General features: G+C 63.5%; 18 protein-coding genes and 2 tRNA genes. 10 read left to right on the forward strand and 10 right to left on the reverse strand.

What is annotated here, in order from left to right:
• Nucleotides 1-151: 151 nt before the first annotated feature.
• The 3 genes from ABI660_RS17075 to ABI660_RS17085 all read left to right on the forward strand — a co-directional run bounded on the left by ABI660_RS17075 (nucleotide 152) and on the right by ABI660_RS17085 (nucleotide 1099).
• Nucleotides 152-225: transfer RNA gene (locus ABI660_RS17075), tRNA-Cys, on the forward strand.
• A 53-nt stretch (nucleotides 226-278) separates the two neighbouring features.
• Nucleotides 279-370: transfer RNA gene (locus ABI660_RS17080), tRNA-Leu, on the forward strand.
• A 90-nt stretch (nucleotides 371-460) separates the two neighbouring features.
• Nucleotides 461-1099: a DUF6806 family protein gene (locus ABI660_RS17085; protein ID WP_348070286.1), complete on the forward strand. Its 639-nt coding sequence runs from the start codon at nucleotides 461-463 to the stop codon at nucleotides 1097-1099.
• Here the strand turns inward: ABI660_RS17085 and ABI660_RS17090 are convergent.
• Nucleotides 1096-1746, reverse strand: a complete 651-nt coding sequence (locus ABI660_RS17090; RefSeq protein ID WP_348070288.1) for a TetR family transcriptional regulator — start codon at nucleotides 1744-1746, stop codon at nucleotides 1096-1098. The two genes, ABI660_RS17085 and ABI660_RS17090, sit on opposite strands and share 4 nt — an antisense overlap.
• 166 nt (nucleotides 1747-1912) lie before the next feature.
• Here ABI660_RS17090 and ABI660_RS17095 point away from each other — a divergent pair, with 166 nt between their 5' ends.
• The 5 genes from ABI660_RS17095 to ABI660_RS17115 all read left to right on the forward strand — a co-directional run bounded on the left by ABI660_RS17095 (nucleotide 1913) and on the right by ABI660_RS17115 (nucleotide 10525).
• Nucleotides 1913-3175 (forward strand): efflux RND transporter periplasmic adaptor subunit, encoded by a 1263-nt coding sequence (locus ABI660_RS17095; protein WP_348070290.1) that lies wholly within the window; start codon nucleotides 1913-1915, stop codon nucleotides 3173-3175.
• A 12-nt stretch (nucleotides 3176-3187) separates the two neighbouring features.
• The gene (locus ABI660_RS17100) at nucleotides 3188-6364 is read left to right on the forward strand and encodes an efflux RND transporter permease subunit (RefSeq protein WP_348070292.1); all 3177 of its coding nucleotides are present in this window, start codon (nucleotides 3188-3190) and stop codon (nucleotides 6362-6364) included.
• Nucleotides 6342-7838: an efflux transporter outer membrane subunit gene (locus tag ABI660_RS17105; RefSeq protein WP_348070294.1), complete on the forward strand. Its 1497-nt coding sequence runs from the start codon at nucleotides 6342-6344 to the stop codon at nucleotides 7836-7838. Before ABI660_RS17100 ends, ABI660_RS17105 begins: the two co-directional genes overlap by 23 nt.
• 183 nt (nucleotides 7839-8021) lie before the next feature.
• Nucleotides 8022-9335: an MFS transporter gene (locus ABI660_RS17110; protein ID WP_348070296.1), complete on the forward strand. Its 1314-nt coding sequence runs from the start codon at nucleotides 8022-8024 to the stop codon at nucleotides 9333-9335.
• A complete protein-coding gene (locus ABI660_RS17115) occupies nucleotides 9335-10525 on the forward strand; it encodes a LanC-like protein (protein WP_348070298.1) in 1191 nt (396 codons plus the stop codon). Before ABI660_RS17110 ends, ABI660_RS17115 begins: the two co-directional genes overlap by 1 nt.
• On the opposite strand, the gene murI is transcribed toward ABI660_RS17115, so the two are convergent.
• Entirely contained in the window at nucleotides 10522-11301 is a 780-nt protein-coding gene (gene murI / locus ABI660_RS17120) for a glutamate racemase (RefSeq protein WP_348070300.1), read from the reverse strand. The two genes, ABI660_RS17115 and murI, sit on opposite strands and share 4 nt — an antisense overlap.
• Nucleotides 11298-12851, reverse strand: a complete 1554-nt coding sequence (locus ABI660_RS17125) for a fumarate hydratase (RefSeq protein ID WP_348070302.1) — start codon at nucleotides 12849-12851, stop codon at nucleotides 11298-11300. Before ABI660_RS17125 ends, murI begins: the two co-directional genes overlap by 4 nt.
• A gap of 162 nt (nucleotides 12852-13013) precedes the next feature.
• Here ABI660_RS17125 and fumC point away from each other — a divergent pair, with 162 nt between their 5' ends.
• The gene (gene fumC / locus ABI660_RS17130) at nucleotides 13014-14399 is read left to right on the forward strand and encodes a class II fumarate hydratase (protein ID WP_348070304.1); all 1386 of its coding nucleotides are present in this window, start codon (nucleotides 13014-13016) and stop codon (nucleotides 14397-14399) included.
• Nucleotides 14400-14494: 95 nt separating this feature from the next.
• Here the strand turns inward: fumC and ABI660_RS17135 are convergent, their stop codons facing one another.
• From ABI660_RS17135 to ABI660_RS17165, 7 genes are all read right to left on the reverse strand, one after another.
• Entirely contained in the window at nucleotides 14495-14842 is a 348-nt protein-coding gene (locus ABI660_RS17135; RefSeq protein WP_348070306.1) for a Na+/H+ antiporter subunit G, read from the reverse strand.
• Nucleotides 14843-14860: 18 nt separating this feature from the next.
• A complete protein-coding gene (locus tag ABI660_RS17140) occupies nucleotides 14861-15142 on the reverse strand; it encodes a K+/H+ antiporter subunit F (RefSeq protein WP_348070308.1) in 282 nt (93 codons plus the stop codon).
• Nucleotides 15139-15657 (reverse strand): Na+/H+ antiporter subunit E, encoded by a 519-nt coding sequence (locus ABI660_RS17145; protein ID WP_348070310.1) that lies wholly within the window; start codon nucleotides 15655-15657, stop codon nucleotides 15139-15141. Before ABI660_RS17145 ends, ABI660_RS17140 begins: the two co-directional genes overlap by 4 nt.
• Complete coding sequence (locus tag ABI660_RS17150; RefSeq protein ID WP_348070312.1) at nucleotides 15654-17291, reverse strand: monovalent cation/H+ antiporter subunit D; 1638 nt, start codon at nucleotides 17289-17291, stop codon at nucleotides 15654-15656. The genes ABI660_RS17145 and ABI660_RS17150 overlap by 4 nt, the downstream gene beginning before the upstream one ends.
• A complete protein-coding gene (locus ABI660_RS17155; protein ID WP_348070314.1) occupies nucleotides 17288-17653 on the reverse strand; it encodes a Na+/H+ antiporter subunit C in 366 nt (121 codons plus the stop codon). Before ABI660_RS17155 ends, ABI660_RS17150 begins: the two co-directional genes overlap by 4 nt.
• Nucleotides 17650-20508, reverse strand: a complete 2859-nt coding sequence (locus tag ABI660_RS17160; protein ID WP_348070316.1) for a monovalent cation/H+ antiporter subunit A — start codon at nucleotides 20506-20508, stop codon at nucleotides 17650-17652. Before ABI660_RS17160 ends, ABI660_RS17155 begins: the two co-directional genes overlap by 4 nt.
• Before the next feature lie 69 nt (nucleotides 20509-20577).
• A complete protein-coding gene (locus tag ABI660_RS17165) occupies nucleotides 20578-21180 on the reverse strand; it encodes a YqhA family protein (RefSeq protein WP_348070318.1) in 603 nt (200 codons plus the stop codon).
• 157 nt (nucleotides 21181-21337) lie between these two features.
• Here ABI660_RS17165 and acs point away from each other — a divergent pair, with 157 nt between their 5' ends.
• Complete coding sequence (acs, locus tag ABI660_RS17170) at nucleotides 21338-23335, forward strand: acetate--CoA ligase (protein ID WP_348070320.1); 1998 nt, start codon at nucleotides 21338-21340, stop codon at nucleotides 23333-23335.
• Nucleotides 23336-23434: the final 99 nt, after the last annotated feature.

Here is a 23434-nt window from a genome sequence, read left to right on the forward strand (position 1 = left end):
ACCTTGCCAAGGTTGAGGTCGAGAGTTCGAGACTCTTCTCCCGCTCCAATTCAAAAGGGCAGCATGTCAAAATGCTGTCCTTTTTCATTGGTGATAGTTCACAAGATAGCCCGTAGAATCCTGAAGGGATTACTAAAGGCAGACAGATTACGGCGCGGTAACAAAGCGGTTATGTACCGGATTGCAAATCCGAGTAGGTCGGTTCGACTCCGGCCCGCGCCTCCATCCTTTTCGCCCGCCCCTTGCCAGGGGCTTTTTTGTTCATCGGCATGTCCCCGGCCTGAGTGGTGAAATTGGTAGACACAGCGGACTTAAAATCCGCCGCTTCGTGAAAACGGGCGTACCGGTTCGATTCCGGTCTCAGGCACCAATCCCCGAACAAAGGCCAAAGGCGTTCCAGGCAACCCGTGCATGCACCGGCAATGCTCATTTCAGACCGCAAGTGGTTAAGATAGATTCCATGGCTCGCTACAACACTCCTCCCTTTGAAATACACGTCCACGGCGAAGTGCCGTTGCGTGAGGATGTCGGCTTTGAGCAGCTGCAGGAAGCCCTGAAGCCCCTCTGGAAATATTCGGGCGCCAAATCACTGGCGGACGGCGCGGCCAGTGCTTATGAAGAAGAGCCCGGCATCCGATTCGATGTGCAGCAGCATTTGCTGCAGCTGTGCTGGACAGTTCCCGGAGATGAAGATTTTCGCCAGGTGCTCGACGAGGTCTGCATGGCACTGAACGAGCTGGCCAACAGCGGTGCGCCGATTGAAGTCACGTTCTACGATGCGGATTTTGACGAGGATGAAGAGCCCGATGGTGAAGAGGCCAGAGACGACTTCGCGATGTACTTTGTGGGCCCCACGCCGGCAGCCATCATGCAGGTCCAGCGCGACTTGCTGGTGCAGGACATGATCGGCCTGATGGAGCGCCATTTCGACGCCGCGGAGCTGGGCGATGTGGTCTCGGCCGTTGATAAGTTGTTCGAGCAACGCTTCGATGCGCTGGTCAATTCCATGCAGCTTGGCAGGCCTCCCAGAGGCCTGGGTGGCCCGCAGGGCGGCTCCGGCCATGGCGGTGGCGGACGCAAGCCGCGGCATCTGCACTAAGGCCGCGCCGCGGCACTCGTATCCGGGCGGAAGAATCCCAGTCCGCGCAAATAGACGTCCAGCACGTCACGGCCCAGGGCTACCAGATCAAAGGCGGTGCTTTCCAGCAACCAGCTCTGGATCAGCCCGTCGATGATGGCATGCATGCCCTGCGCTGCTGTTGCGGCCGGAATCGCCAGCGCCACGCTGTGTCGTTCGGCTGCCGCCTGCAAGCCATGTTCAACCTGCGCCAGAAAGTCACTCCGGCTCTTCAGATGACGCAGCCGCAAGGCCTGGAGTTCATCGACATATTCCACTTTGTGGGTGGCTACTTCGAAAACTCGGCGCGCCTGCGGGTCGCCAGCGATACGGATCAGTGCGTCCATCACCCCGCTGTAGATTCGTGCCAGCGGATCGGTTTCTGCCTGCTGGCCCAGTCGGCCCTGGAAGGACTCTTCCAAGGGCAGGATGACCCGGTCCATCATGGCGTTGAACAGGTCGGCTTTGTCCTTGAAGTGCCAGTAAACGGCGCCGCGTGTCACCCCGGCGCGCCGGGCGATGTCCTGCAGGCTGGTGCGTGACACCCCTTGCGCCTGGAACAGCTGTTCCGCTGCATCCAGCAGCTTGTGGCGGGTGGCCAGTGCTTCTTCTTTGGTTCGGCGGACCACGCGATGTCTCCTGAGGGTTTTCGCTTGCTGTCTTTATACATTCACAAATGTATGTAAACTATACCACTCGCGAAAACCCTTATTCTTTCGGGTTCCGTCCGAACGGCCTCCGTGCCATTGCCACCGGCCCCGTCGCGCCTTCAATCCAGAAAATTCGAGGAACAGCATGCCTACGTCTTATGTCAGCCAGTCACGTCTGGTGTCTCCTTTTGCACTTCGTCAGCCGCTGGTGCTGCTTGCGATGCTGTCTTTGCTTCTGGTCGGCTGCGGCAAAGGCAGCAGTGCGCCGCCTGCTGCCCCGCCGCCTGCACAGGTCGGTGTGGTGACCGTCACCCAGGGCGATGTGGGGCTGGTGACCGAGTTGCCAGGCCGCCTGGAAGCGTCGCGCGTGGCCCAGGTCCGGGCGCGCGCGGCCGGCATCCTGCAAAAGCGGCTGTTCCGTGAAGGCAGTGACGTGAAAGCGGGACAAGTACTTTTCAGCATTGACGCTGCACCTTACGCAGCGGCCTCGGCCAGCGCCAAGGCGGGCCTGGCACGCGCCGAAGCCAACCTGGCCCAAGCCGGAGCGCTGGCACAGCGCTACAAGCCGCTGGTGGAAGCCAACGCCATCAGCAAGCAGGAGTATGCGAACGCGGTGGCCGCGCAGAAGCAGGCGGAAGCCGATGTGGCCGTCGGCAAGGCCAACGTACAGACGGCCGGCATCAACCTCGGTTATGCCTCGGTGACGGCGCCCATTTCAGGCCGCATCGGCCGCGCGCTGGTGACCGAGGGCGCACTGGTCGGGCAGGGCGATGCGACCCAGCTCGCCGTGATCCAGCAGATCCATCCCATGTATGTGAACTTCACGCAGTCGGCGTCGGAGGTGATGAAGCTGCGCGCCGCGATGGACAGCGGCCAGTTCAAGCGCGCTGCGGGCGGTGACGCGGCCAGCGTGCGTATCGTGCTGGAAGATGGCACGGAATATTCGCGGCCGGGACGCCTGCTGTTCTCCGACCTGACAGTGGACGCCACCACGGGCCAGATCACCCTGCGCGCCGAAGTGCCCAATCCCAACGGCCAATTGCTGCCCGGCCTGTATGTGCGTGTCCGCCTGGAACAGGCCCAGGCGACCAATGCCATGACATTGCCTCAGCAGGCCGTCACCCGTTCAGGACAGGGCGATACGGTCATGGTGGTTGATGCTGAAGGAAAGGTGGCAACACGGCCGGTAAAAATCGGTTCCGCCAAAGGCAACCAGTGGGTGATTCTCGAGGGCCTGAAAACGGGTGAGCAGGTCATGGTCGACGGCTTCCAGAAACTGCGGCCAGGCGCCACCGTCAAGCCCGTGCCCTGGCAGCCTGCCGGCGCCGCCCCGGTGCCTGCTGCTGGCGCTTCGTCGCCGGCCGCTGCCAGCTCCTCTGCGGCGCCAGCGTCTTCAGCCGCGAAATAAGGAGCGCACCGCATGGCCAAGTTTTTCATTGACAGGCCGATTTTTGCCTGGGTGATTGCGCTGTTCATCATCGTGATGGGCAGTGTGGCTATCACCCAGTTGCCAATTTCGCAATATCCACCGGTGGCACCGCCCGCCATTGTCATCAACGTGGCCTATCCCGGCGCGTCGGCCCAGACGCTGGAAGACAGCGTGCTCTCCGTGATCGAGCGCGAGATGAACGGCTCACCCGGCCTGATCTACATGGAGTCGGTGGCGCAAGCCAATGGAACCGGCACCATCACCATTAGTTTCCAGCCCGGCACCAACGCCGACCTGGCGCAGGTGGATGTGCAGAACCGTCTTTCGCGCGCCTCGCCACGCCTGCCCCAGGCGGTGACGCAGCAGGGTGTGCGGGTAGACAAGTCGCGCTCGAACTTCCTGCTGTTCACCATGCTCTCATCGACCAACCCGGCGATCGATCCGATAGGTCTGGGTGATTACGCTTCCCGCACTGTAGTGCCTGAATTGCAGCGTCTGCCGGGCATCGGCCAGGCGCAGTTGTTCGGCTCCGAGCGGGCCATGCGCGTCTGGATTGATCCGGCGAAGCTGGCCGGCTTCAGCCTGTCTTCCGTTGAAGTCACCGCGGCCATTCGCGCCCAGAACGCGCAGGTGTCTTCGGGCACGATAGGTGACTTGCCCAATGTCGCGGGCCAGGGTACCGCGGCCACGGTGGTGGTGAACGGCCAGCTCGCCAATGTCGAGCAGTTCGGCAACATTGTCCTGCGCGCCAACACCGACGGTTCAGCCGTGCGGCTCAAGGACGTGGCGCGCATAGAACTTGGCGGCCAGGCCTATGCAACATCGGCGCGGCTCAATGGCCAGCCTGCGGTGGGCATCGGCGTGCAGCTTTCGCCCAGCGGCAACGCGCTGGCTTCGGCCAAGGCCGTGCGCCAGAAGATGGCCGAGCTGGAGCGCTACTTTCCGCAGGGCGTGAGCTGGACTATTCCCTATGACAGCTCGCGTTTTGTCCAGATCTCCATCTCGCAGGTGGCGGTGACGCTGTTTGAAGCCGTGGCGCTGGTGTTTCTCGTGATGTTCCTGTTTCTGCAGAACTGGCGCTACACCGTCATCCCGACCGTTGTCGTGCCGATCGCGCTGCTGGGTACTTTCGGGACGCTGCTGGCGCTCGGTTTCTCGATCAACGTGCTGACCATGTTCGGCATGGTGTTGGTGATCGGCATTGTGGTGGACGATGCCATCGTGGTGGTTGAAAACGTTGAGCGCATCATGAGCGAGGAGGGGCTGCCGCCACTCGAAGCCACGCGCAAGGCGATGAAGCAGATTTCGGGCGCCATCATCGGCGTGACCGTGGTGCTGATCTCGGTGTTCGTTCCGCTGGCTTTTTTCGCCGGCTCGACCGGCAACATCTACCGCCAGTTCTCCGCAGTGATGGTGGCGTCGATTGGCTTTTCGGCCTTCATGGCGCTGTCGCTCACGCCGGCCCTGTGCGCCACGCTGCTCAAACCGGTGGAAGCCGGCCACCATCATGAAAAGCGCGGTTTCTTCGGCTGGTTCAACCGCGGTTTTTCACGCACCGCCAAAGGGTATGAAAGCATTGTCGCCCGCGTGCTCAGGCGCGCGGCGCGTTACCTGATCATCTACGTGGCCATCATTGCTGCTGTCGCGGTGGTCTACACACGCTTGCCGACTTCCTTTTTGCCCGGCGAGGACCAGGGCAACATTCTGGTCAACGTGCAGTTGCCGCCCGGCGCTACCCAGGAGCGCACGCTGTCGGTCATGCAGCAGGTCGAGGGCTACATCCTCAAGCAGCCCGAAGTGCAGAGCATGGTCGGTGTGCTGGGCTTCAGCTTCTCCGGCCAGGGCCAGAACGCGGCGCTGGCTTTCGTGACGCTCAAGGACTGGTCCGAACGCGAAGGCAAAGGCCAGTCGGCCGAGGCCTTGGCCGGGCGGGCCTTTGGGGCGTTGTCCGGTATCCGCGACGCCTTTATTTTTCCGCTCAGCCCGCCACCTATTCCCGAGTTGGGCACGGCCAGCGGCTTCACTTTCCGCCTGCAGGACCGGGGCGGTGCCGGCCACGAGGCACTGGTCAATGCGCGCAACCAGCTGCTGGGCATGGTGGGCAAGAGCCCGGTGCTGGCGCAGGTGCGCCCGGACGGACTGGAAGACGGTCCGCAGCTGCAGATTGACATTGACCGCGACAAGGCCAATGCACTGGGGGTGTCCTTCGACTCGATCAACACCACGCTATCGACGGCACTGGGTTCCAGCTATGTGAACGACTTCCCCAATCAGGGGCGTTTGCAGCGCGTGGTGGTGCAGGCCGACGCGCCGTCGCGCATGCAGCCCGATGACCTGCTGCAGCTCAACGCGAGCAACAGCCAGGGCCGGCCGGTTCCGCTGTCGGCTTTTGCGAGCACCCGCTGGGTGACAGGGGCGCAGCAGACCATCCGCTACAACGGTTATCCCGCCATGCGCATTTCGGGTTCGGCGGCGCCGGGCTACAGCTCGGGCGCTGCGATGGCCGAAATGGAAAAACTGGCAGCGCAGCTGCCCACGGGCTTTGGCTTCGAGTGGACAGGCCAGTCGCGCGAGGAAAAACTTGCCGGTGCGCAGGCGCTGATTCTTTACGGCTTTGCCATCCTCGCCGTCTTCCTGTGCCTGGCGGCGCTGTATGAGAGCTGGACCATTCCGCTGGCTGTGATCATGGTGGTGCCGTTGGGCGTGCTGGGTGTGCTGCTGGCCACGCTGCTGCGCGCCTACTCGAACGATGTGTATTTCCAGGTCGGGCTGATCACCATCATCGGCCTGTCCGCGAAAAACGCCATCCTGATCATCGAGTTTGCAAAAGACCTGGAGGCCCAGGGCAAAAGCGCCATCGAATCCGCGCTAGCCGCCGCCCACCTGCGTTTCCGCCCCATCGTGATGACCTCGCTGGCCTTCATGATGGGCGTGCTGCCGCTGGCCCTGGCTACCGGCGCCGGCTCGGCGAGCCAGCGCGCCATCGGCACCGGCGTGATCGGCGGCATGATCACCGGCACAGCGCTGGCCGTGTTTTTTGTGCCGGTGTTTTTTGTGGTGGTGCGCAGCCTGTTCAAGAGCAGCGAGCGGCAAAGAAAAATGTATTCAGACCACGCCCGGGCGGCAGGTTTTGACGGAGACGGAAATGAAACAAAAACCCATGAATAAGGCCTGGCGGGTGCGGCTCCTGGCGCTGGGCGCAGCAGCGCTGGCGGCAGGTTGCTCCATGGCGCCGAAATACGAACGCCCGGAAGCGCCAGTTGCCACCGACTGGCCGGGCCTGCGCCTGGCGCGCACGCTGGCCGTCGCCCCGGGCACGACCTCCGCCGCAGTGCAGACCACGGCTGCGGCCGACATCGAATGGCAGAGTTTTTTCAGCGATCCCAAGCTGCGGCAACTGATCGAGGCGGCGCTGCGCAACAACCGCGACCTGCGCATTGCGGTACTCAACATCGAGCAGGCCAGGGCGCAGTTTCGCATCCAGCGCGCCGACCAGTTTCCCACCGTGGGCGCGGCGGCCACCGGTTCGCGCCAGCCCAATGCCAACGGCAATGGCAGCATTTCCAGTGTCTATACCGCTGGCCTGGCGATGACGTCTTACGAGATCGACTTTTTTGGCCGGGTGGCCAGCCTCAAGGACGCCGCACTGGCGCAATACCTGGCTACCGAGGAGGGGCGCAAAACCACGCAGATCAGCCTGATTGCGGCAGTCGCCACCACTTACCTGAGCCTGCTCGCCGACGAAGAGCTCCTGGCAATCACACAGCAGACCCTGGCCACGCGTGAAGAGTCGTTCAAGCTGAGCCAGCTGCGGTTTGACAACGGGGCCACGTCCGAACTGGATCTGCGCCAGGCCGAATCGCTGACAGAAGCCGCCCGCGTCAGTCTTGCGCAGTTGCAGCGCCAGCGCGCACTCGATGAAAACCTGCTGACCCTCTTGCTGGGCCAGCCGCTGACCGGCGAACTAACGGCTGCGCTGCCGGCCGGGCAGGCGCTGGCCGATGCGCCGCTGATGGTGGATGTGCCTGCCGGCCTGCCCTCGGACCTGCTCACCAATCGCCCGGATATTCGCCAGGCCGAGCAGCAGCTGCTGGCAGCGAACGCCAATATCGGCGCCGCGCGCGCTGCGTTTTTTCCGCGCATTTCGCTGACCGCGACGGCCGGCAGCGTCAGCAATCACCTGTCGGGGCTGTTTGAAAGCGGCACCTACGGCTGGACCCTGGCGCCGCAGCTGTTTTTGCCGCTGTTTGATGCCGGCCGCAACCGGGCGGGTCTCGACTCGGCCAATGCCAGGCGTGACATCGCCGTGGCGCAGTACGAAAAAGCGATTCAAACCGCGTTCCGCGAAGTGGCTGATGCACTGGCCGGCCGCGCCACGCTCGGTGAGCAATTGCGTGCACAACGGGCCCAGGCCAATGCTGAAGCCACCCGCTTCAAGCTGTCCGACCTGCGCTACCAGAACGGCATTGCCAGCCAGCTCGATTTGCTGGACGCACAGCGCTCGCTGTTCACCGCGCGCCAGGCCGTGGTGCAAACCCGGCTGCTGCAGCTGCAGAACCAGGTCACGCTGTACAAAACGCTGGGTGGTGGCTGGAAGGAGCCCATGGCGGCGGCTGCAACGACGACTCCCTCCACCCCCTGACCGAACCCCGATGGCTGCTTTCTGCGGCCCGGTGGGGCATTTGATCACTATTTCATAAGCTGTTTAGGCTCCTGGCCCTTTAGATACGGACGCTAGCAGCTATTAAAGTGATAGCGACTTGCCTCTGCCCTGCGGTATCAAAAGGCCATGGATTATGCTTGGCTCGTCTTCAGGAGCTCAAGCATGGCCCTCTTTTCCCAGGATGCCCTCAACCCCGGCGTGCGCAAGCGCGAAGTGTTTGGCTGGGCCATGTACGACTTTGCCAACTCGGGTTACACCACGGTCGTGATCACCGCGGTATTTGCCGCCTATTTTGTGGGCGGTATTGCGCAGAAGGCCGAGTGGGCCACCTTCGCGTGGACGGCAGCGCTCAGCGTTTCCTATGCGATTGTCATGCTCACCATGCCCAGCATCGGCGCCTATGCCGACTTGCGGGCGGCCAAGAAACGGCTGTTGATGATGGCCACGATAGGTTGCGTGGTGACGACAGCCGCGTTGGCCCTTGCCGGGCCCGGCAGTCTGGCTTTCGCGGTGTTGCTGATCATTCTTTCGAACACCTTCTTTGCCTATGGGGAATCCTTGACAGCTGCATTCCTGCCGGAACTTGCGCGGCCCGATGCCTTGGGCAAGGTCAGTGGTTGGGGCTGGAGCTTTGGTTATTTCGGCGGCATGCTGGCCTTGGGCGTCTGCCTGGGCTATGTGCTGTGGGCCCAGGCACGCGGTATTCCCGCCGACCAGTTTGTGCCGGTCACCATGCTGATCACGGCGGTGATTTATGGGCTGGCTTCGCTGGTGACCTTTCGCCTTTTGAAGGAAAGGGCCCAGCCCAACCCGGCGGCATTGCGGCAAGGCGGTCTGCAAGCTTCTCTGGAGCAACTCGGCCAGACATTTCGCCAGGCCAGGCGTTACAAGGACTTCATGTGGTTGCTGGCTTGTGCCGTGTTCTACCAGGGCGGCGTGGCCGTGGCGATTGCGCTGGCCGCCATTTACGCCGAGCAGGTGATCGGGTTTCAGCCGCAGGAAACCATGGTATTGATCTTCGTCCTTAACCTCGCAGCCGCCGGGGGTGCCTTTGCCTTCGGGTATTTCCAGGACCGCATCGGCCACAAGCTGGCGCTGGGCATCACACTCGTTGGCTGGGTCGCCACTTGCGTGATCGCTGCCGTCACAACCACCAAAGGCGGCTTCTGGTATGCGGCCGCTATTGCCGGCGTATGCATGGGTTCCAGCCAGTCGGCTGGCCGTGCGATGGCCGGCATGTTTTCCCCCAAGCGTCAACTGGCCGAGTTCTACGGTTTGTGGACTTTTGCGGTGCGCCTGGCCAGCATCATCGGGCCGCTGAGTTATGGCGCCATCACCTGGATGACCGGCGGTGACCAGCGAACGGCCATCCTGTCGACGGCGGTGCTGTTTGCCGTGGGATTGGCGTTGCTGATTCCGGTGAATGTAGAGCGCGGGCGTGAGGCGGCGCTGGCCGCTGACGCGGTGGACCGATGATGCCGCTTTGGCAGCACGAGCGGCATGAGCCGCTCTGCGCGGTGCGATGGGAAGAGCAGCGGGCGCGCGACCTGATCAAGCGCATCGCCAGTGCCACCGAATCCCACGCGGGCCCCTGGCCCAACCACTCGCTGGACGGCGCCGACCCGGCGCCGCGCTACGAGCTGTATGGCGGTGCTTGCGGCGTGATCTGGGCGTTGCATCACCTGCAGCAGCGCGGCGCCGTAGAGCTGGCCAATGCGCTTCAGTCCGCGCAAGTGTTGCGGCTGCTGGAGCCCAACCGTGCTCTGATGGGCCATAGCCGGGGGGCTTTCGGCGCTTACCTGATGGGCGACACCAGCCTGCGCATGCTGGCGTTCGCCATCGAGCCTGATGAAGCGCAGGCCGCCGCAATCGCGCAACTCGTCGAGGCAACCGTCGATCACGCGGCGCGGGAACTGATGTGGGGATCACCCGGCACCATGCTGGCGGCACTATTCATGCAACGCCGTACCGGCCAGGCACGCTGGGCTAGCCTGTTCCGCCAGACTGCGGAGAAGCTCGCCTCCCAGCTCCTGTGGTCGCAGGAGGAGGGCTGCCACTACTGGGACCAGGAGCTGTACGGGCAGACATCGACGTACCTGGACGGCGTGCATGGCTTCGCAGCAACCGCCTCTGTGCTGCTGCAGGGCCGCGACCTGTTGCCGCCGGAGCAAGCCCGCGCCTGGGAGGAACGCATCGCCGCCACCATGGGCCGCACTGCCGAATGGAAAGACGGCCTCGCCAACTGGCGCAACCAGCTGACGCGCCCGCGCGGCGGCCCCAAGCTGATGCAGTACTGCCATGGCGCGCCGGGCTACGTGATTTGCCTGGCCGGCTTTCCCGGCCCCGCGCTGGACGACACCTTGCTCGCGGCTGGCGAGGCAATCTGGCGGGCCGGGCCGTTGTGCAAGGGCTCGAACCTGTGCCACGGCACGGGCGGCAATGGGTATGCCTTTCTCAAGCTGCACCGCCGCTTTGGCGGAACGCAGTGGCTGGAGCGGGCGCGCGCCTTCGCCGTGCATTCGATCGTGCAGGCCGAGGAGGCACTGGCCGCGCATGGCCAGTGGCGCTTTTCCTTGTGGACCGGCGACCTGGGCCTGGCGATCTACCTGCTGGATTGCATTGAGGAAAGGGATCGCTTTCCCACGCTCGACTGCTTCTTCGACTAAAGGCCTAGCCAGCGCGCCGCTGCCGCCTGCAAGACCTGCGCATCGCCCGTGGACAGCCACTGCACTCGGCCTCCGCCTTGCGGGTTCAATAGGCCAGCGTCCTGCAGCAGGCGACGGGTCTGGCGGGCCACCGGCTCGCCAGTCTCGATCAGCGCAACCTCCGGTCCGGCCAACTCGGTAAAGTGCGTCGCCGCGAAAGGGTAGTGGGTGCAGCCCATCACCAAGGTGTCGATTCGTCCGTTTTGAGAGCCGAATCGGTCTCTATCCCCGATGTAGTCGGAGCATAGTGCTCTTATTTTTGTAGCGTCATCGGCTTCGATGGCAGCCGCCAGGCCGTCGCAGGGCTGCAGCAGGAACTCCGCCTGGTCCCGCAACGAGGCGTGCAGCGCTGCGAATTTCGCCGATGCCAGCGTGGCCCGCGTGGCCAGCACGGCAATGCGTTTGGTGGTGCTGCGCGCCGCCGCCGGTTTGAGCGCGGGTTCCACGCCCACGAGGGGCAGGTCCCCATGAGCGACACGCAACAGGTGCACTGCCGAAGCCGTCGCGGTGTTGCAGGCCACGACCAGGGCCTTGATGGCGTGCTCTTGCCGCAATTGCCCGGCAATCGCCAGCGACCGCTGCGCCAGAAATGCGTCGTCGCGCTCGCCGTACGGCGCGTGGCCGGTGTCGGCGAAGTAGACGAAGTCTTCTTGCGGCAGGGCAGCGCGCAGCGCCCTAAGAATGCTCAGGCCACCGACCCCGCTGTCAAAAACACCGATAGGCGCTTGGTTGCTCAAGCAGCTGCAACCGCAATGCCCTTGAACTCGCCGGTGGCGATCTTCTTCTGCCACTCCGCCGGGCCGGTGATGTGGGCGCTGGTGCCGCCTGCATCCACCGCCACGGTGACCGGCATGTCCACCACGTCGAACTCGTAAATGGCTTCCATGCCGAGGTCGGCAAAACCAACGACGGTTGCGTGTTTGATCGCCTTGCTGACCAGGTAGGCAGCGCCGCCCACGGCCATCAGGTAGGCGCTCTGGTGCTTCTTGATGGCTTCGATGGCGACCGGGCCGCGTTCGGCCTTGCCTATCATGGAGATCAGGCCGGTTTGCGCCAGCATCATCTCGGTGAAGCCGTCCATGCGGGTGGCGGTGGTCGGGCCGGCCGGGCCGACGGCTTCGCCGGCCACCGGGTCCACCGGGCCGACGTAATAGATCACCCGGTTGGTGAAGTCCACCGGGAGTTTTTCGCCTTTGGCCAGCATGTCGGAAATACGCTTGTGCGCAGCGTCGCGGCCGGTCAGCATCTTGCCGTTGAGCAGCAGCGTATCACCAGGTTTCCAGCTCGCGACTTCTGCCTTGGTCAGGGTATTGAGGTTGACCTTTTTGCTCTTCACGTAGTCGGGTGTCCAGTTCACGTCGGGCCACAAATCCAGCGATGGCGGGTCAAGGTAAACCGGGCCGCTGCCGTCGAGCACGAAGTGCGCGTGGCGCGTGGCGGCACAGTTGGGAATCATCGCCACGGGCTTGCTGGCTGCGTGGGTTGGGTACAGCTTGATCTTGACGTCCAGCACGGTGGTCAGGCCACCCAGGCCTTGCGCGCCTATGCCCAGGGCGTTGACCTTGTCAAACAGTTCGAGGCGCAGCTCTTCGGTTTTGGTGAGCTTGGCGCCTGACGAGGACTTCGCCTGCAGCTCGTACATGTCGAGGTCGTCCATCAGGCTTTCCTTGGCCATCAGCACGGCTTTTTCAGCGGTGCCGCCAATGCCTATGCCCAGCATGCCGGGCGGGCACCAGCCAGCGCCCATGGTCGGCACGGTCTTGAGCACCCAGTCCACCACCGAATCGCCGGGGTTGAGCATGACCATCTTGCTTTTGTTTTCCGAGCCGCCGCCTTTGGCCGCCACCGTCACTTCGACGGTGTTGCCGGGAACAATCTCGGTGAAGATCACGGCCGGCGTGTTGTCTTTCGTGTTCTTGCGGTCGAACTGCGGGTCGGCCACCACGCTGGCGCGCAGGGTGTTGTCGGGATGGTTGTAGCCACGCCGCACACCTTCGTTGATAGCGTCTTCCAGGCTGCCGGTAAAACCATCCAGGCGCACGTTCATGCCGACCTTCAGGAACACGTTGACGATGCCGGTGTCCTGGCAGATCGGACGGTGGCCGGTGGCGCTCATCTTGCTGTTGGTCAGGATTTGCGCAATCGCGTCCTTGGCCGCCGGGCTCTGCTCACGCTCGTAGGCGCGCGCCAGATGGGCGATGTAGTCGGCCGGGTGGTAATAGCTGATGAACTGCAGGGCGGCGGCAACGGATTCGATGAGGTCGGCTTGTCGGATGGTCGTGGTCATGGGGTGATGCGTCGTGGGTACTTTGAAAAGGGTCTTCCCGGCAAAGACAGATCGCCCGGATTTTTTGGGCAACAATACATCTTCAATGAGAATGACTTTCATTTGCCTGGCCGTCTTTCCTGACCGCCAAAAGCCCCTTATTTTGACAGGTAAGCACACATCATGAAGACACGCAGCGAACGAGACACCTTTGGCCCGATTGACGTCCCCGCCGACCGCCTCTGGGGCGCGCAGACGCAGCGTTCGCTGCAGAACTTCGACATCTCCGGCGAGCAGCAGCCGCGCGAGATCATCCGGGCGCTGGCGCAGGTCAAGCGGGCCTCGGCCAGCGTCAACCTGGCGCTGGGCCTGCTCGACAGCAAAAAGGCGCAGGCCATCATGGCCGCGGCCGACGAGGTGATCGCTGGCAACCATGCGGACGAATTCCCGCTGGTGGTCTGGCAAACCGGCTCGGGTACCCAAAGCAACATGAACGTCAACGAGGTGCTCGCCAACCGTGCCAGCGAACTGATGGGCGGCGAGCGCGGCGAAAGCCGGCTGGTGCATCCGAACGACGAGGTGAACCGCAGCCAGTCGTCCAACGACGTGTTCCCGACGGCCATGCATGTGGCCGCGGTAGACGCCATCACACACAGGCTGTTGCCGGCTATCGGGAAACTGCGCGGCACGCTAGCCAAAAAGGCGCAGGACTTCGACAGCATCGTGAAGATTGGCCGCACCCATTTGCAGGACGCGACACCGCTGACGCTGGGCCAGGAATTCTCCGGCTATGTGACGCAACTCGAACACGGCGAAAAACACCTGCGCGCCGCCTTGCCGCATCTGTGCGAGCTGGCGCTGGGCGGCACGGCGGTGGGCACCGGGCTGAATGCACCCGCGGGCTACGCGGAGCAGGCAGCCGCAGAACTCGCGCGCCTGACCGGCCTGCCGTTTGTGACGGCGCCCAACAAGTTTGAAGCGTTGGCTTCGTGCGACGCGCTGGTGCACGCCCACGGCGCACTCAAGACTGTTGCCGGCAGCATGATGAAAATTGCCAACGATGTGCGCTGGCTGGCCAGCGGGCCGCGCAGCGGCATTGGCGAGTTATCGATCCCGGAGAACGAGCCGGGCTCGTCCATCATGCCCGGGAAGGTCAACCCGACGCAAAGCGAGGCGGTCACCATGCTGTGTTGCCAGGTCTTCGGCAACGACGTGGCCATCAACATCGGCGGGGCGTCCGGCAATTTCGAACTCAATGTGTTCCGGCCCATGATTGCCCATAACTTCCTGCAAAGCGTGCGCTTGCTGGCCGACGGCATGCGCAGCTTCAACGACCACTGTGCCGTGGGCATTGAACCCAACCGCGAGCGCATCGCCGAGCTGGTGGACCGCTCGCTGATGCTGGTGACGGCGCTGAATCCGCACATCGGGTACGACAAGGCCGCCTTTATTGCCAAGAAGGCGCACAAGGAGGGCAGCAGCCTGCGCGACGCGGCGCTGGCATCAGGCCATGTGACGGCGGAACAGTTTGACGCTTGGGTACGGGCCCAAGACATGGTCGGCCCCTAAGGCGCTATTTGCTATGCTATTGATAGCTATATGCGCAAACAGAATAAGGGCTGGCGGCCTTTTTTTGCTGGACGGGCGCTGCTGGCCGCGCAGCGTCAGGATGGACGTCGCTCAGGCACCGCATCCTCGGGCGCGAGCGCGCGCGTGGGCACACGCAGGTGCAGCGCGGCCTGGGCCATCACGTTGGCCGACACCGGCGCGGTGACAAAGACGAACAGTGTGATCAGCAGTTCCGCAAAACCAATACGCCCCTGTGCCGCCGACACCATCATGCTGGCCAGCAATATGCCGCCGACGCCGAGGGTGGACGCTTTGGTTGGTGCATGGATGCGCATGAAAAAATCCGGTAGACGGACAAGGCCAACGGCACCGACAAGCAGGAAAAAAGCGGCCACCAGCAGCATGGCGGCGGCCAGCCATTCGGCCAGGGGAAGAATGTTCATGTTCATGGGTTTCTCCGCTTATTCGATGACATCGCCACGCGTCAGGTAGCGCGAAAGCGCCACGGTCGAAGCAAAGCCCAGCATGGCCACGACCAGCGCGGCTTCGAACAGCAAGACTGTTTCAAGCCGTATGCCCAGCAGTACGATCAGCGCCACCGCGTTGATGTACAGGGTGTCGATTGCCAGCACACGGTCGATGGACTGCGGCCCGCGCACCAGGCGCCAGGCGCAAAGCAGGATGGCCAGTGACACCGCTGCAGTGGCGATGTCCAGCGCGATAACAAGAATGCCTGCGCTCATGCTTTTTCTCCGATGCCGCGTGAGGGATGTTCAAAGATGGCCAGTAGCAGGGTTTCATAGCGGTTTTTGATGTCCGCAGCCATCTGGACCGCGTCTTCGCAATCAAGCGCATGTACCAGGATCTCGTGCCGCTTTTCGTCGATGGTGCAGGACACCGTGCCGGGGGTGGTCGTGATGATGGTGGCCAGCAGCGCAATCGCCGTTGGGTGGGTCAGGGCCAGCGACACCGGTACCCAGGCTGGGTGCAGACGTGACTGGGGGCCGAGCACCAGACGCGCGACAGCAATGTTCGAAACAATGATGTCCCACAACACCCGGCGTGCCAGGCGCACCGCGGGTGCCAGCCGCGGCATGGTGGCCGGAGGCAGGGCAGAGTGCAGCATGCGCGGAATGAAGATGCCGATGAGCAGCGCCGAGATGATGTGGACCAATTCAAGGGAATGCTGTAGCAGCAGCCAGCTGACGGCCAGCAGCGCGGTCAACAAGGGATGGCCCAGCCAGGGTTTCCTTTTCATCGCTTGCCTCCTGCTTCCGGCAGCATCACGTCACCTTTTCCTGCGCGGTAGGGCCGCATGGTCGCAGCACCGGCTCCGCCCATCGCTCCCAGTACGGCTTCTGCATTACCCGCGCGGTCGGCGAGCTGGGCCGCTGCGGCATCGGTGTAGCGCTTGAGCGGCGAGCCGGCCGCCGCAAGTACCAGGCTCAGGGCGAGCAGGCCGAGCGTCGCGGATGTCAGCCGCCAGCTGCCGCCGGCTCGGATGTCGGTGTCTTCGGGAAGCACGTTCCAGAACAGGATGGTGCCCGCACGCGCCAGGCCGACCAGGGTCAGGAAGCCGGTGATCAGCACCAGGGCCCATATCCACGCCTGGGCGGGCGCCGGTGCGGAACTCTGCAGAATCATGAGCTTGCCCAGAAAGCCGGGCAAAGGCGGCAGGCCGGCGGCCGATGCCGCGCCCAGCAGTGTCATCAGGCCGAGCATCATCGGCTGCGCCACGGGTGCGGCAGGTTGCAGCCTGTCCCCCACGTCGCCGCGCTGGGTGGCGACAAGTTCTACCAGAAGGAAGAGGGCGGCAATCACCAGGGTGCTGTGCACCATGTAGTAAAGAGCTGCCGACATGGCGGCTTGTGTGAACAGGCCGACCCCGACCAGGATGGTGCCGACGGAGGCGACGGTGAGGTAGGACACCAGCCGCGCCAGGCTGTGCGCAGCCAGGGCGCCCAGGGTGCCCAGGACCAGGGTGGACAGGGCCAACGGCAGCAACCAGGCTTCAGCGGCCAGCGCGGCGTGGCCTGCGCCGTCCCCCAGGATCACGCCATGCACGCGGATGATGGCGTAAACGCCGACCTTGGTCATGATCGCAAACAGCGCGGCGACAGGAGCGGTGGCCGCTGCGTAGGTGCCGGGCAGCCACAGATACAGCGGGACCATGGCTGCCTTCAGCCCGAACACGACCAGCAGGACCATGGCGCCCGAGGTGAACAGGGCCGCCTCCTGCGGGCCAAGCCGGGCAACACGCAGCGCCAGGTCGGCCATGTTGAGCGTGCCGGCAACGCCGTAGATGACCGCGAGCCCCACCAGGAAGAGCGCTGATGCCACCAGGTTGAGTACCACGTAGTGCAGGCCGGCCTTGAACCGGTTGCGGCCTTGGCCATGCACCAGCAGGACGTAGGATGCAATCAGCAGCACTTCAAAAAACACGAAGAGGTTGAACAGGTCGCCGGTCACGAAAGCGCCCGACAAACCCATGAGCTGGAAGTGGAACAGGGCATGGAAGTGCCGGCCATGCGTGTCCCAGCCGCCGGTCGCGTACCACAGCACGGGGACGGCAATCGACCAGGTCAGCGCGAGCATCATGGCGCTCAGCCGGTCCACCACGAGCACGATGCCAAAGGGGGCCGGCCATCCGCCCAGGGGGTAGACGTTCAGCCCCCCTGCAGAGGCTTCGGTCATGAGCCGCCAGGCGAGCACAGCGCCGAAAACAGCCGAGGACAGGCTGAGAAAACGGCAGCGCCGAAAATGTGCGCCGTCATGGCTGGTCTGGCCGTCGCCGTCGCCCATCAACAGCAGCGCGACCGCCGTGAACAGCGGCAGCAGGACCGGCAGCACCGGCAGGTGGCGGGAAAAAATAGCGTCCAGCAGCTCGGTCATGCGCGTGGTTCCCCGGCGTCTTGCGTGGCATGCGCCGATTCATGGCCGTCGACATGGTCGGTGCCGCTTTCATGACGGCTGCGCAGGGCCAGTTCGATGATGAAGCCCGTGGTGGCAAAACCGATCACGATCGCGGTCAGCACCAGCGCCTGCGGCAGCGGGTCGGCGATACGGCTTCCGGCAGAAAGAATGGGGGCGGCGTCCTGCCAGAGCCGACCCATGGCGAAAATGAACAGATTGACCGCGTAGCCCAGCAGGCTCAGGCCCAGCACAACGGGCCAGGTCCGGCCGCGCAAGACCAGGTAGATACCGGTGGCTGTGACGGCCCCGATTCCGCTGGCAACAAGAAATTCGAGACTCATGGCCGGACTCCCGGGTTGGAAGAGGGCGAGGCCGGCCCCGGTTCGCGGGAAACCGCGCCCAGTGTGGACAGGGTCAGCAGCGTGGCGCCGACCACGGTGATGTAGACCCCCAGGTCAAACAGCGCGGCAGTAGCCAGGGGCAATTCGCCAAGCAGGGGAACATGGGGGTGGCCGTGCGCACTGGTCAGGAAAGGCTGGCCAAACACGAAGGCCCCAACGCCTGTGAGGCCGGCAATACCCAGGCCATAGCCTATCCAGCGCACGAAGCGCCGTCCCCCATGGGCGTGCAGCAGCAGTTCGGCGCGCGACTGGCCCAGCGCCATGTATTGCAATACCAGCGCAACCGCCGTGATGAGGCCTGCAATAAAACCGCCGCCCGGCATGTTGTGGCCGCGCATGAAGATATACAGGGTGACCACCAGGGCCAGCGGCAACACCACGCGCGCCGCCACCCGCAGCATCAGCGGCAGGGCGGCGAAGGTCCAGGTCCGGCCGCTGTCGTCCATGGCCGGACGGCGGGTACGCATGCCATCCATCAAGGCCAGCAGGCCCACCGCGGCAATGCCGAGCACGGTGATTTCGCCAAAGGTGTCATAGCCCCGGAAGTCAACCAGGATGACATTTACCACGTTGGTGCCGCCGCCTGCAATGGCGGACTGGTTCAGGAAATACCAGGCGATGGAATCGTGATCACGTGTGAGCATGACCCAGGCCAGCCAGGCGATGCCTCCTCCGCCAGCCAGGGCCAGCGCTCCATCCCGCATGCGCCGGCTTGTCGATGACTCACGCGGCGTCTGGCGTGGCAACAAGGCCAGGCCCATCAACAACAGGACGGTGGACACCACCTCGACGGTGAGCTGGGTCAGGGCCAGATCAGGCGCGGAAAACCCCAGGAAACACAGGGAGGTGACCAGCCCGACCACGCCGGCCATGACCACCGATTGAAAACGATCGTGGTGGCGCAGGGCCAGCCAGGCGCAGGCGGCCAGCAGCAGGGCCCAGAGCACCAGCGCCGGCGCTGATATTGGCAGCAGGGCCCGGGCGCCTGTGCCGGGTGCTGCATTGCCCATCAGCGGCACCGCGCCGACCACCAGGGTGGCCAGAATCGTCCACGCGACATAACGCTGGAGCGAGCCAATCTCCAGCAGGCGGGTTACACGGCCGGCATCGGCGAACAGTCGGCTCATGGCGCGGTTGAACAGGTTCAGGCCGGTCAGCAGTCCGAACCAGCTTTCGGAGGTGACGCCATGCAGACGTCCCCTGCGCGCCAGGGCGAAATACAGCGCAGCCCCACCGCCCAGCGCGAGCATGCTCAGCAGCAGCGGCAGGTTGAAGCCATGCCAGATCGCCAGGTGGTATTCCGGAGGGGGCCGGCCCATCATCGCCGTGGCAGCCACATGCACCAGAGGGCCGAGTGTGAGGGCCGGCAAAATGCCGACCAGCACGCAGGTGCCCGCCAGCAGAGCAACCGGCGCCATCATGCCGACCGGCGGCTCGTGGGGGTGGGCATTCGGCAGATCGCGGGGCGGGCCGTTAAAGAAGAGGTCATGCACCAGCCGCACGGAGTAGGCCACGCTGAAAAGCGCGGCCAGGCTGGCAAGCAGCGGCACGGCCCAGCGCCAGCCGCCTGCTGCCTGCCCAAAGGTGACAGCTTCCGTCAGGAACATCTCTTTGGAGAGGAAGCCGTTAAACAAGGGGACGCCCGCCATGGCGGCTGCGGCCGTCATGGCCAGCGTGGCCGTCCAGGGCATCAGTCGGTACAAGCCGCCCAGCTGCCGGATGTCGCGCGTGCCGGTCTCGTGGTCCACGATGCCGGCCGTCATGAACAGCCCGGCCTTGAAACTCGCATGGTTGAGGATGTGGAATATGGCGGCCACCGCCGCCAGCGGTGAGCCAAGGCCGATGAGAAAGGTGATCAGGCCGAGATGGCTGATGGTCGAGTAGGCCAGCAGTCCCTTGAGGTCATGCTTGAAGATCGCGATGAAGCCGGCGAAAACCATGGTGAGCAGGCCGGCGGTGGTCACGATGGCCATGAACAGCTCGGTTCCACCCATCACGGGTGTCAGACGCGCGAGCAGGAAGATGCCGGCCTTGACCATGGTGGCGGAATGCAGGTAAGCCGACACCGGCGTGGGCGCGGCCATGGCTTGCGGCAGCCAGAAGTGAAAAGGGAATTGCGCACTTTTGGTGAAGCAGCCGACCAGGATCAGCGCGAGCGCCGCAGGGTAGCGAGCGTCGGCCTGGATCAGCGCCACCTTGTCCAGCATCTGGCTGATCTCATAGGTGCCGGCCATCTGGCCGAGCAGCACAAAACCGCCGAGCATGGCCAGCCCGCCGCCGCCAGTGACTGCCAGTGCCATGCGCGCACCTTCACGCGCGTCGGCCCGATGCTTCCAGTAGCCGACCAGCAGGAAAGACGAAATGCTGGTCAGTTCCCAGAACACCATCAGCAGGAGGAGGTTGTCGGACAGGACGATGCCCAGCATGGCGGCCATGAACAGCATCAATGTGCTGTAGAACTTGCCCGCAGGGTCATCGGTACCGAGGTAGTGGTGCGCGTACAGGATGATCAGCAAGCCCATGCCGGAGATCAATAGCGCGAACATGAGCGACAGGCCATCGAGGCGAAGGCCGAGGTTCAATCCGATTTCCGGCACCCAGGGTGTGAACTCGAGCACGGAGCCGCCTGCCATGATCACGGGCGACTGCATCAAGAGCAGGCCCAGGCTCGCGGCGGTGACTGCGGCAGCAAGCCAGGCGGTGCGCCTGCGGTAATGGGGCGAAGGCCAGGCTCCGGACCAGCCTGTCAGCAGGGTACCGGCCAGCAGCGGCAGGAAAATAACGACGAGAAGCATCGCGCGTGTATTTCCGTGAAGTGTTGAAGTGGCCGAGCCCGGCAAAGCCGGGGCTGGCGCGGATCTGCGTCAGTGGCTGCCGGTTTTCGACATGATCTTGTCGGTGTAGGCAATCGCCAGCGCCGACAGCAGGAAGGTGATGTGGATGACCGTCTGCGCGATCAGCACCCTGTCGGTGTAGTTGTCGGCATTGATAAAGGTTTTCAGCAAGTGGATCGAGCTGATGCCGATGATGGCGGTGGCCAGCTTGACTTTAAGCACGGAAGCGTTGACGTGGCTCAACCATTCGGGCTGGTCGCGGTGGCCTTCGAGGTTCATGCGGCTGACAAAGGTTTCGTACCCGCCGACAATCACCATGATCAGCAGATTGGAGATCATGACCACATCAATCAGTGCCAGCACCACCAGCATGATCACGGTTTCATTCAGCGTGGTGATGGGCGCATCGGTCTTGTAGCCTATGCTGGTCACCAGCGCCTGCAGGGCAGTCTGGCTGCCGAAGACGGCTTCGACCAGGTGCAGCAATTCGAATAAAAAGTGGTACACATAGACGCCTTGTGCGGCGATCAAGCCCACATACAGCGGCAATTGCAGCCAGCGGCTGGCAAAAATAAAATTGGGAATGGGACGCAGAGGAGAGGCTTTGGGCGGAAGATCTTGAGGGTCTGACATGGCAGGGTGCGGGTTTGTACGGGTGGGGCGAATTGTAGGCCGGCTGTCGTGCCTGGCCTGCCTGAGCTTAAATCTGTAAGCTTGATGCCAGTCAGTGGGCTGTAAGTGCCAAATATGACATTAACACGCATCGCATACAAAACAGGAGACCAGCACCATGAGCGCGCCTTCATCTGCCATCGAATCCACACTGGTTGAAAACCGGGTCTTCTTTCCCAATCCCGAACTGGCCAAATCTGCCCGCATCTCGGGCATGGATGCCTACAACGCGCTATGCGCTGAAGCCGAAAAAGACTTCGAGGGATTCTGGGCCCGACTGGCGCGCGAGAACCTGAGCTGGAAGAAGCCCTTCACCCAGACCCTGGACGAGTCGAAGGCCCCGTTCTATAAGTGGTTTGCCGATGGCGAGCTCAACGCCTCGTACAACTGCCTGGACCGTCACCTCGGCACCGCTGCCGAGAACAAGAAGGCCATCATCTTTGAGAGCGACGATGGCAAGGTCACCAACGTTACCTATAAAGAGCTGCACGGCAAGGTCTGCCAGTTCGCCAACGCGCTCAAGGCCATGGGCATCAAGAAGGGCGACCGCGTCATCATCTACATGCCGATGACGGTGGAGGGTGTGGTGGCCATGCAGGCCTGTGCGCGCATAGGTGCGACCCACTCAGTGGTGTTCGGCGGCTTTTCCGCCAAGAGCCTGCAGGAGCGCATTCAGGACGCGGGTGCGGTTGCGGTCATCACGGCCAACTACCAGCTGCGCGGCGGCAAGGAGTTGCCGCTGAAGGCCATCGTGGACGAAGGCATCGCCATGGGTGGCTGCGAGTCCATCAAGAACGTGATCGTCTACCAGCGCACGGTCACGGCTTGCAACATGGTGGCCGGGCGCGACAGCCTGATGCACGAAGTCATGGCGAAGCAGCCGGCCACCTGCGAGCCGGAATTCGTCGGCGCGGAGCATCCGCTGTTCATCCTTTACACCTCCGGCTCGACCGGCAAACCCAAGGGCGTGCAGCACAGCACCGGCGGCTATCTTCTGTGGGCCAAGCTGACCATGGACTGGGCTTTTGACATTCAGCCGTCCGACGTGTTCTGGTGCACCGCCGACATCGGCTGGATCACCGGTCATACCTATGTGGCTTACGGCCCGCTGGCCGCCGGCGCGACCCAGGTCATCTTCGAAGGTATTCCTACTTACCCGAATGCCGGGCGCTTCTGGCAGATGATCGAAAAACACAAGGTCACGATTTTCTACACGGCACCGACAGCTATCCGCTCGCTGATCAAGGCGGCCGAAGGCGACGAGAAGGTGCATCCCGCGCGCTCGGATTTGAGCAGCCTGCGCATCCTCGGCTCTGTAGGTGAGCCCATCAATCCCGAAGCCTGGATGTGGTACTACAAAAACGTCGGCGGCGAGCGCTGCCCTGTGGTTGACACCTTCTGGCAGACCGAGACCGGCGGCCACATGATCACGCCGCTGCCTGGTGCGACACCGCTGGTGCCCGGCAGTTGCACCTTGCCGCTGCCCGGCATCATGGCAGCCATCGTCGATGAAGTTGGCAAGGACGTGCCCAACGGCTCCGGCGGCATGCTGGTGGTCAAGCGCCCCTGGCCCTCGATGATCCGCACCATCTGGAATGACCCCGAGCGTTTCAAGAAGAGTTATTTCCCCGAGGAGATGGGCGGCACCATGTACCTGGCCGGTGACGGCGCCGTGCGCAGCACCGACCGTGGGTACTTCCGGATCACCGGACGTATCGACGATGTGCTCAATGTCTCCGGTCACCGCATGGGTACCATGGAGATCGAGTCGGCGCTGGTGTCACATTCGGCACTGGTGGCCGAGGCCGCCGTGGTGGGCCGGCCCGACGATTTGACGGGCGAGGCGATTGTAGCTTTTGTCGTGCTCAAGCGTTCGCGGCCTACCGGCGACGAGGCCAAGGCGATTGCCAAGGAACTGCGCGACTGGGTCGGCAAGGAGATCGGCCCGATCGCCAAGCCCAAGGACATCCGCTTCGGCGACAACCTGCCCAAGACCCGCAGCGGAAAAATCATGCGTCGTCTGCTGCGCGGCATCGCCAAAGGCGAAGCCATCACCCAAGACACCTCGACACTTGAAAACCCCGCCATCCTCGATCAGCTGTCTGAAAGACAGTGATAGAGGGGCGGCGAAGCCGCGACAGCGAAGCTGAGGCGGGGTGCAGAGGACACTCATATCGCGAAGCGATGTGAGGTGGCCACAAAACCCCGCCATCCT

Source organism: Polaromonas sp. (assembly GCF_039930745.1).
Lineage (GTDB): Bacteria > Pseudomonadota > Gammaproteobacteria > Burkholderiales > Burkholderiaceae_C > Polaromonas.

What these genes read in the sequence shown, in the direction of transcription:
- ABI660_RS17085 (WP_348070286.1), top strand. Translation starts at nt 461, where the DNA reads ATGGCTCGCTACAACACTCCTCCCTTTGAAATACACGTCCACGGCGAA.
- ABI660_RS17095 (WP_348070290.1), top strand. Translation starts at nt 1,913, where the DNA reads ATGCCTACGTCTTATGTCAGCCAGTCACGTCTGGTGTCTCCTTTTGCA.
- ABI660_RS17100 (WP_348070292.1), top strand. Translation starts at nt 3,188, where the DNA reads ATGGCCAAGTTTTTCATTGACAGGCCGATTTTTGCCTGGGTGATTGCG.
- ABI660_RS17105 (WP_348070294.1), top strand. Translation starts at nt 6,342, where the DNA reads ATGAAACAAAAACCCATGAATAAGGCCTGGCGGGTGCGGCTCCTGGCG.
- ABI660_RS17110 (WP_348070296.1), top strand. Translation starts at nt 8,022, where the DNA reads ATGGCCCTCTTTTCCCAGGATGCCCTCAACCCCGGCGTGCGCAAGCGC.
- ABI660_RS17115 (WP_348070298.1), top strand. Translation starts at nt 9,335, where the DNA reads ATGCCGCTTTGGCAGCACGAGCGGCATGAGCCGCTCTGCGCGGTGCGA.
- ABI660_RS17125 (WP_348070302.1), bottom strand. Translation starts at nt 12,851, where the DNA reads ATGACCACGACCATCCGACAAGCCGACCTCATCGAATCCGTTGCCGCC.
- fumC (WP_348070304.1), top strand. Translation starts at nt 13,014, where the DNA reads ATGAAGACACGCAGCGAACGAGACACCTTTGGCCCGATTGACGTCCCC.
- ABI660_RS17135 (WP_348070306.1), bottom strand. Translation starts at nt 14,842, where the DNA reads ATGAACATTCTTCCCCTGGCCGAATGGCTGGCCGCCGCCATGCTGCTG.
- ABI660_RS17140 (WP_348070308.1), bottom strand. Translation starts at nt 15,142, where the DNA reads ATGAGCGCAGGCATTCTTGTTATCGCGCTGGACATCGCCACTGCAGCG.
- ABI660_RS17145 (WP_348070310.1), bottom strand. Translation starts at nt 15,657, where the DNA reads ATGAAAAGGAAACCCTGGCTGGGCCATCCCTTGTTGACCGCGCTGCTG.
- ABI660_RS17150 (WP_348070312.1), bottom strand. Translation starts at nt 17,291, where the DNA reads ATGACCGAGCTGCTGGACGCTATTTTTTCCCGCCACCTGCCGGTGCTG.
- ABI660_RS17155 (WP_348070314.1), bottom strand. Translation starts at nt 17,653, where the DNA reads ATGAGTCTCGAATTTCTTGTTGCCAGCGGAATCGGGGCCGTCACAGCC.
- ABI660_RS17160 (WP_348070316.1), bottom strand. Translation starts at nt 20,508, where the DNA reads ATGCTTCTCGTCGTTATTTTCCTGCCGCTGCTGGCCGGTACCCTGCTG.
- ABI660_RS17165 (WP_348070318.1), bottom strand. Translation starts at nt 21,180, where the DNA reads ATGTCAGACCCTCAAGATCTTCCGCCCAAAGCCTCTCCTCTGCGTCCC.
- acs (WP_348070320.1), top strand. Translation starts at nt 21,338, where the DNA reads ATGAGCGCGCCTTCATCTGCCATCGAATCCACACTGGTTGAAAACCGG.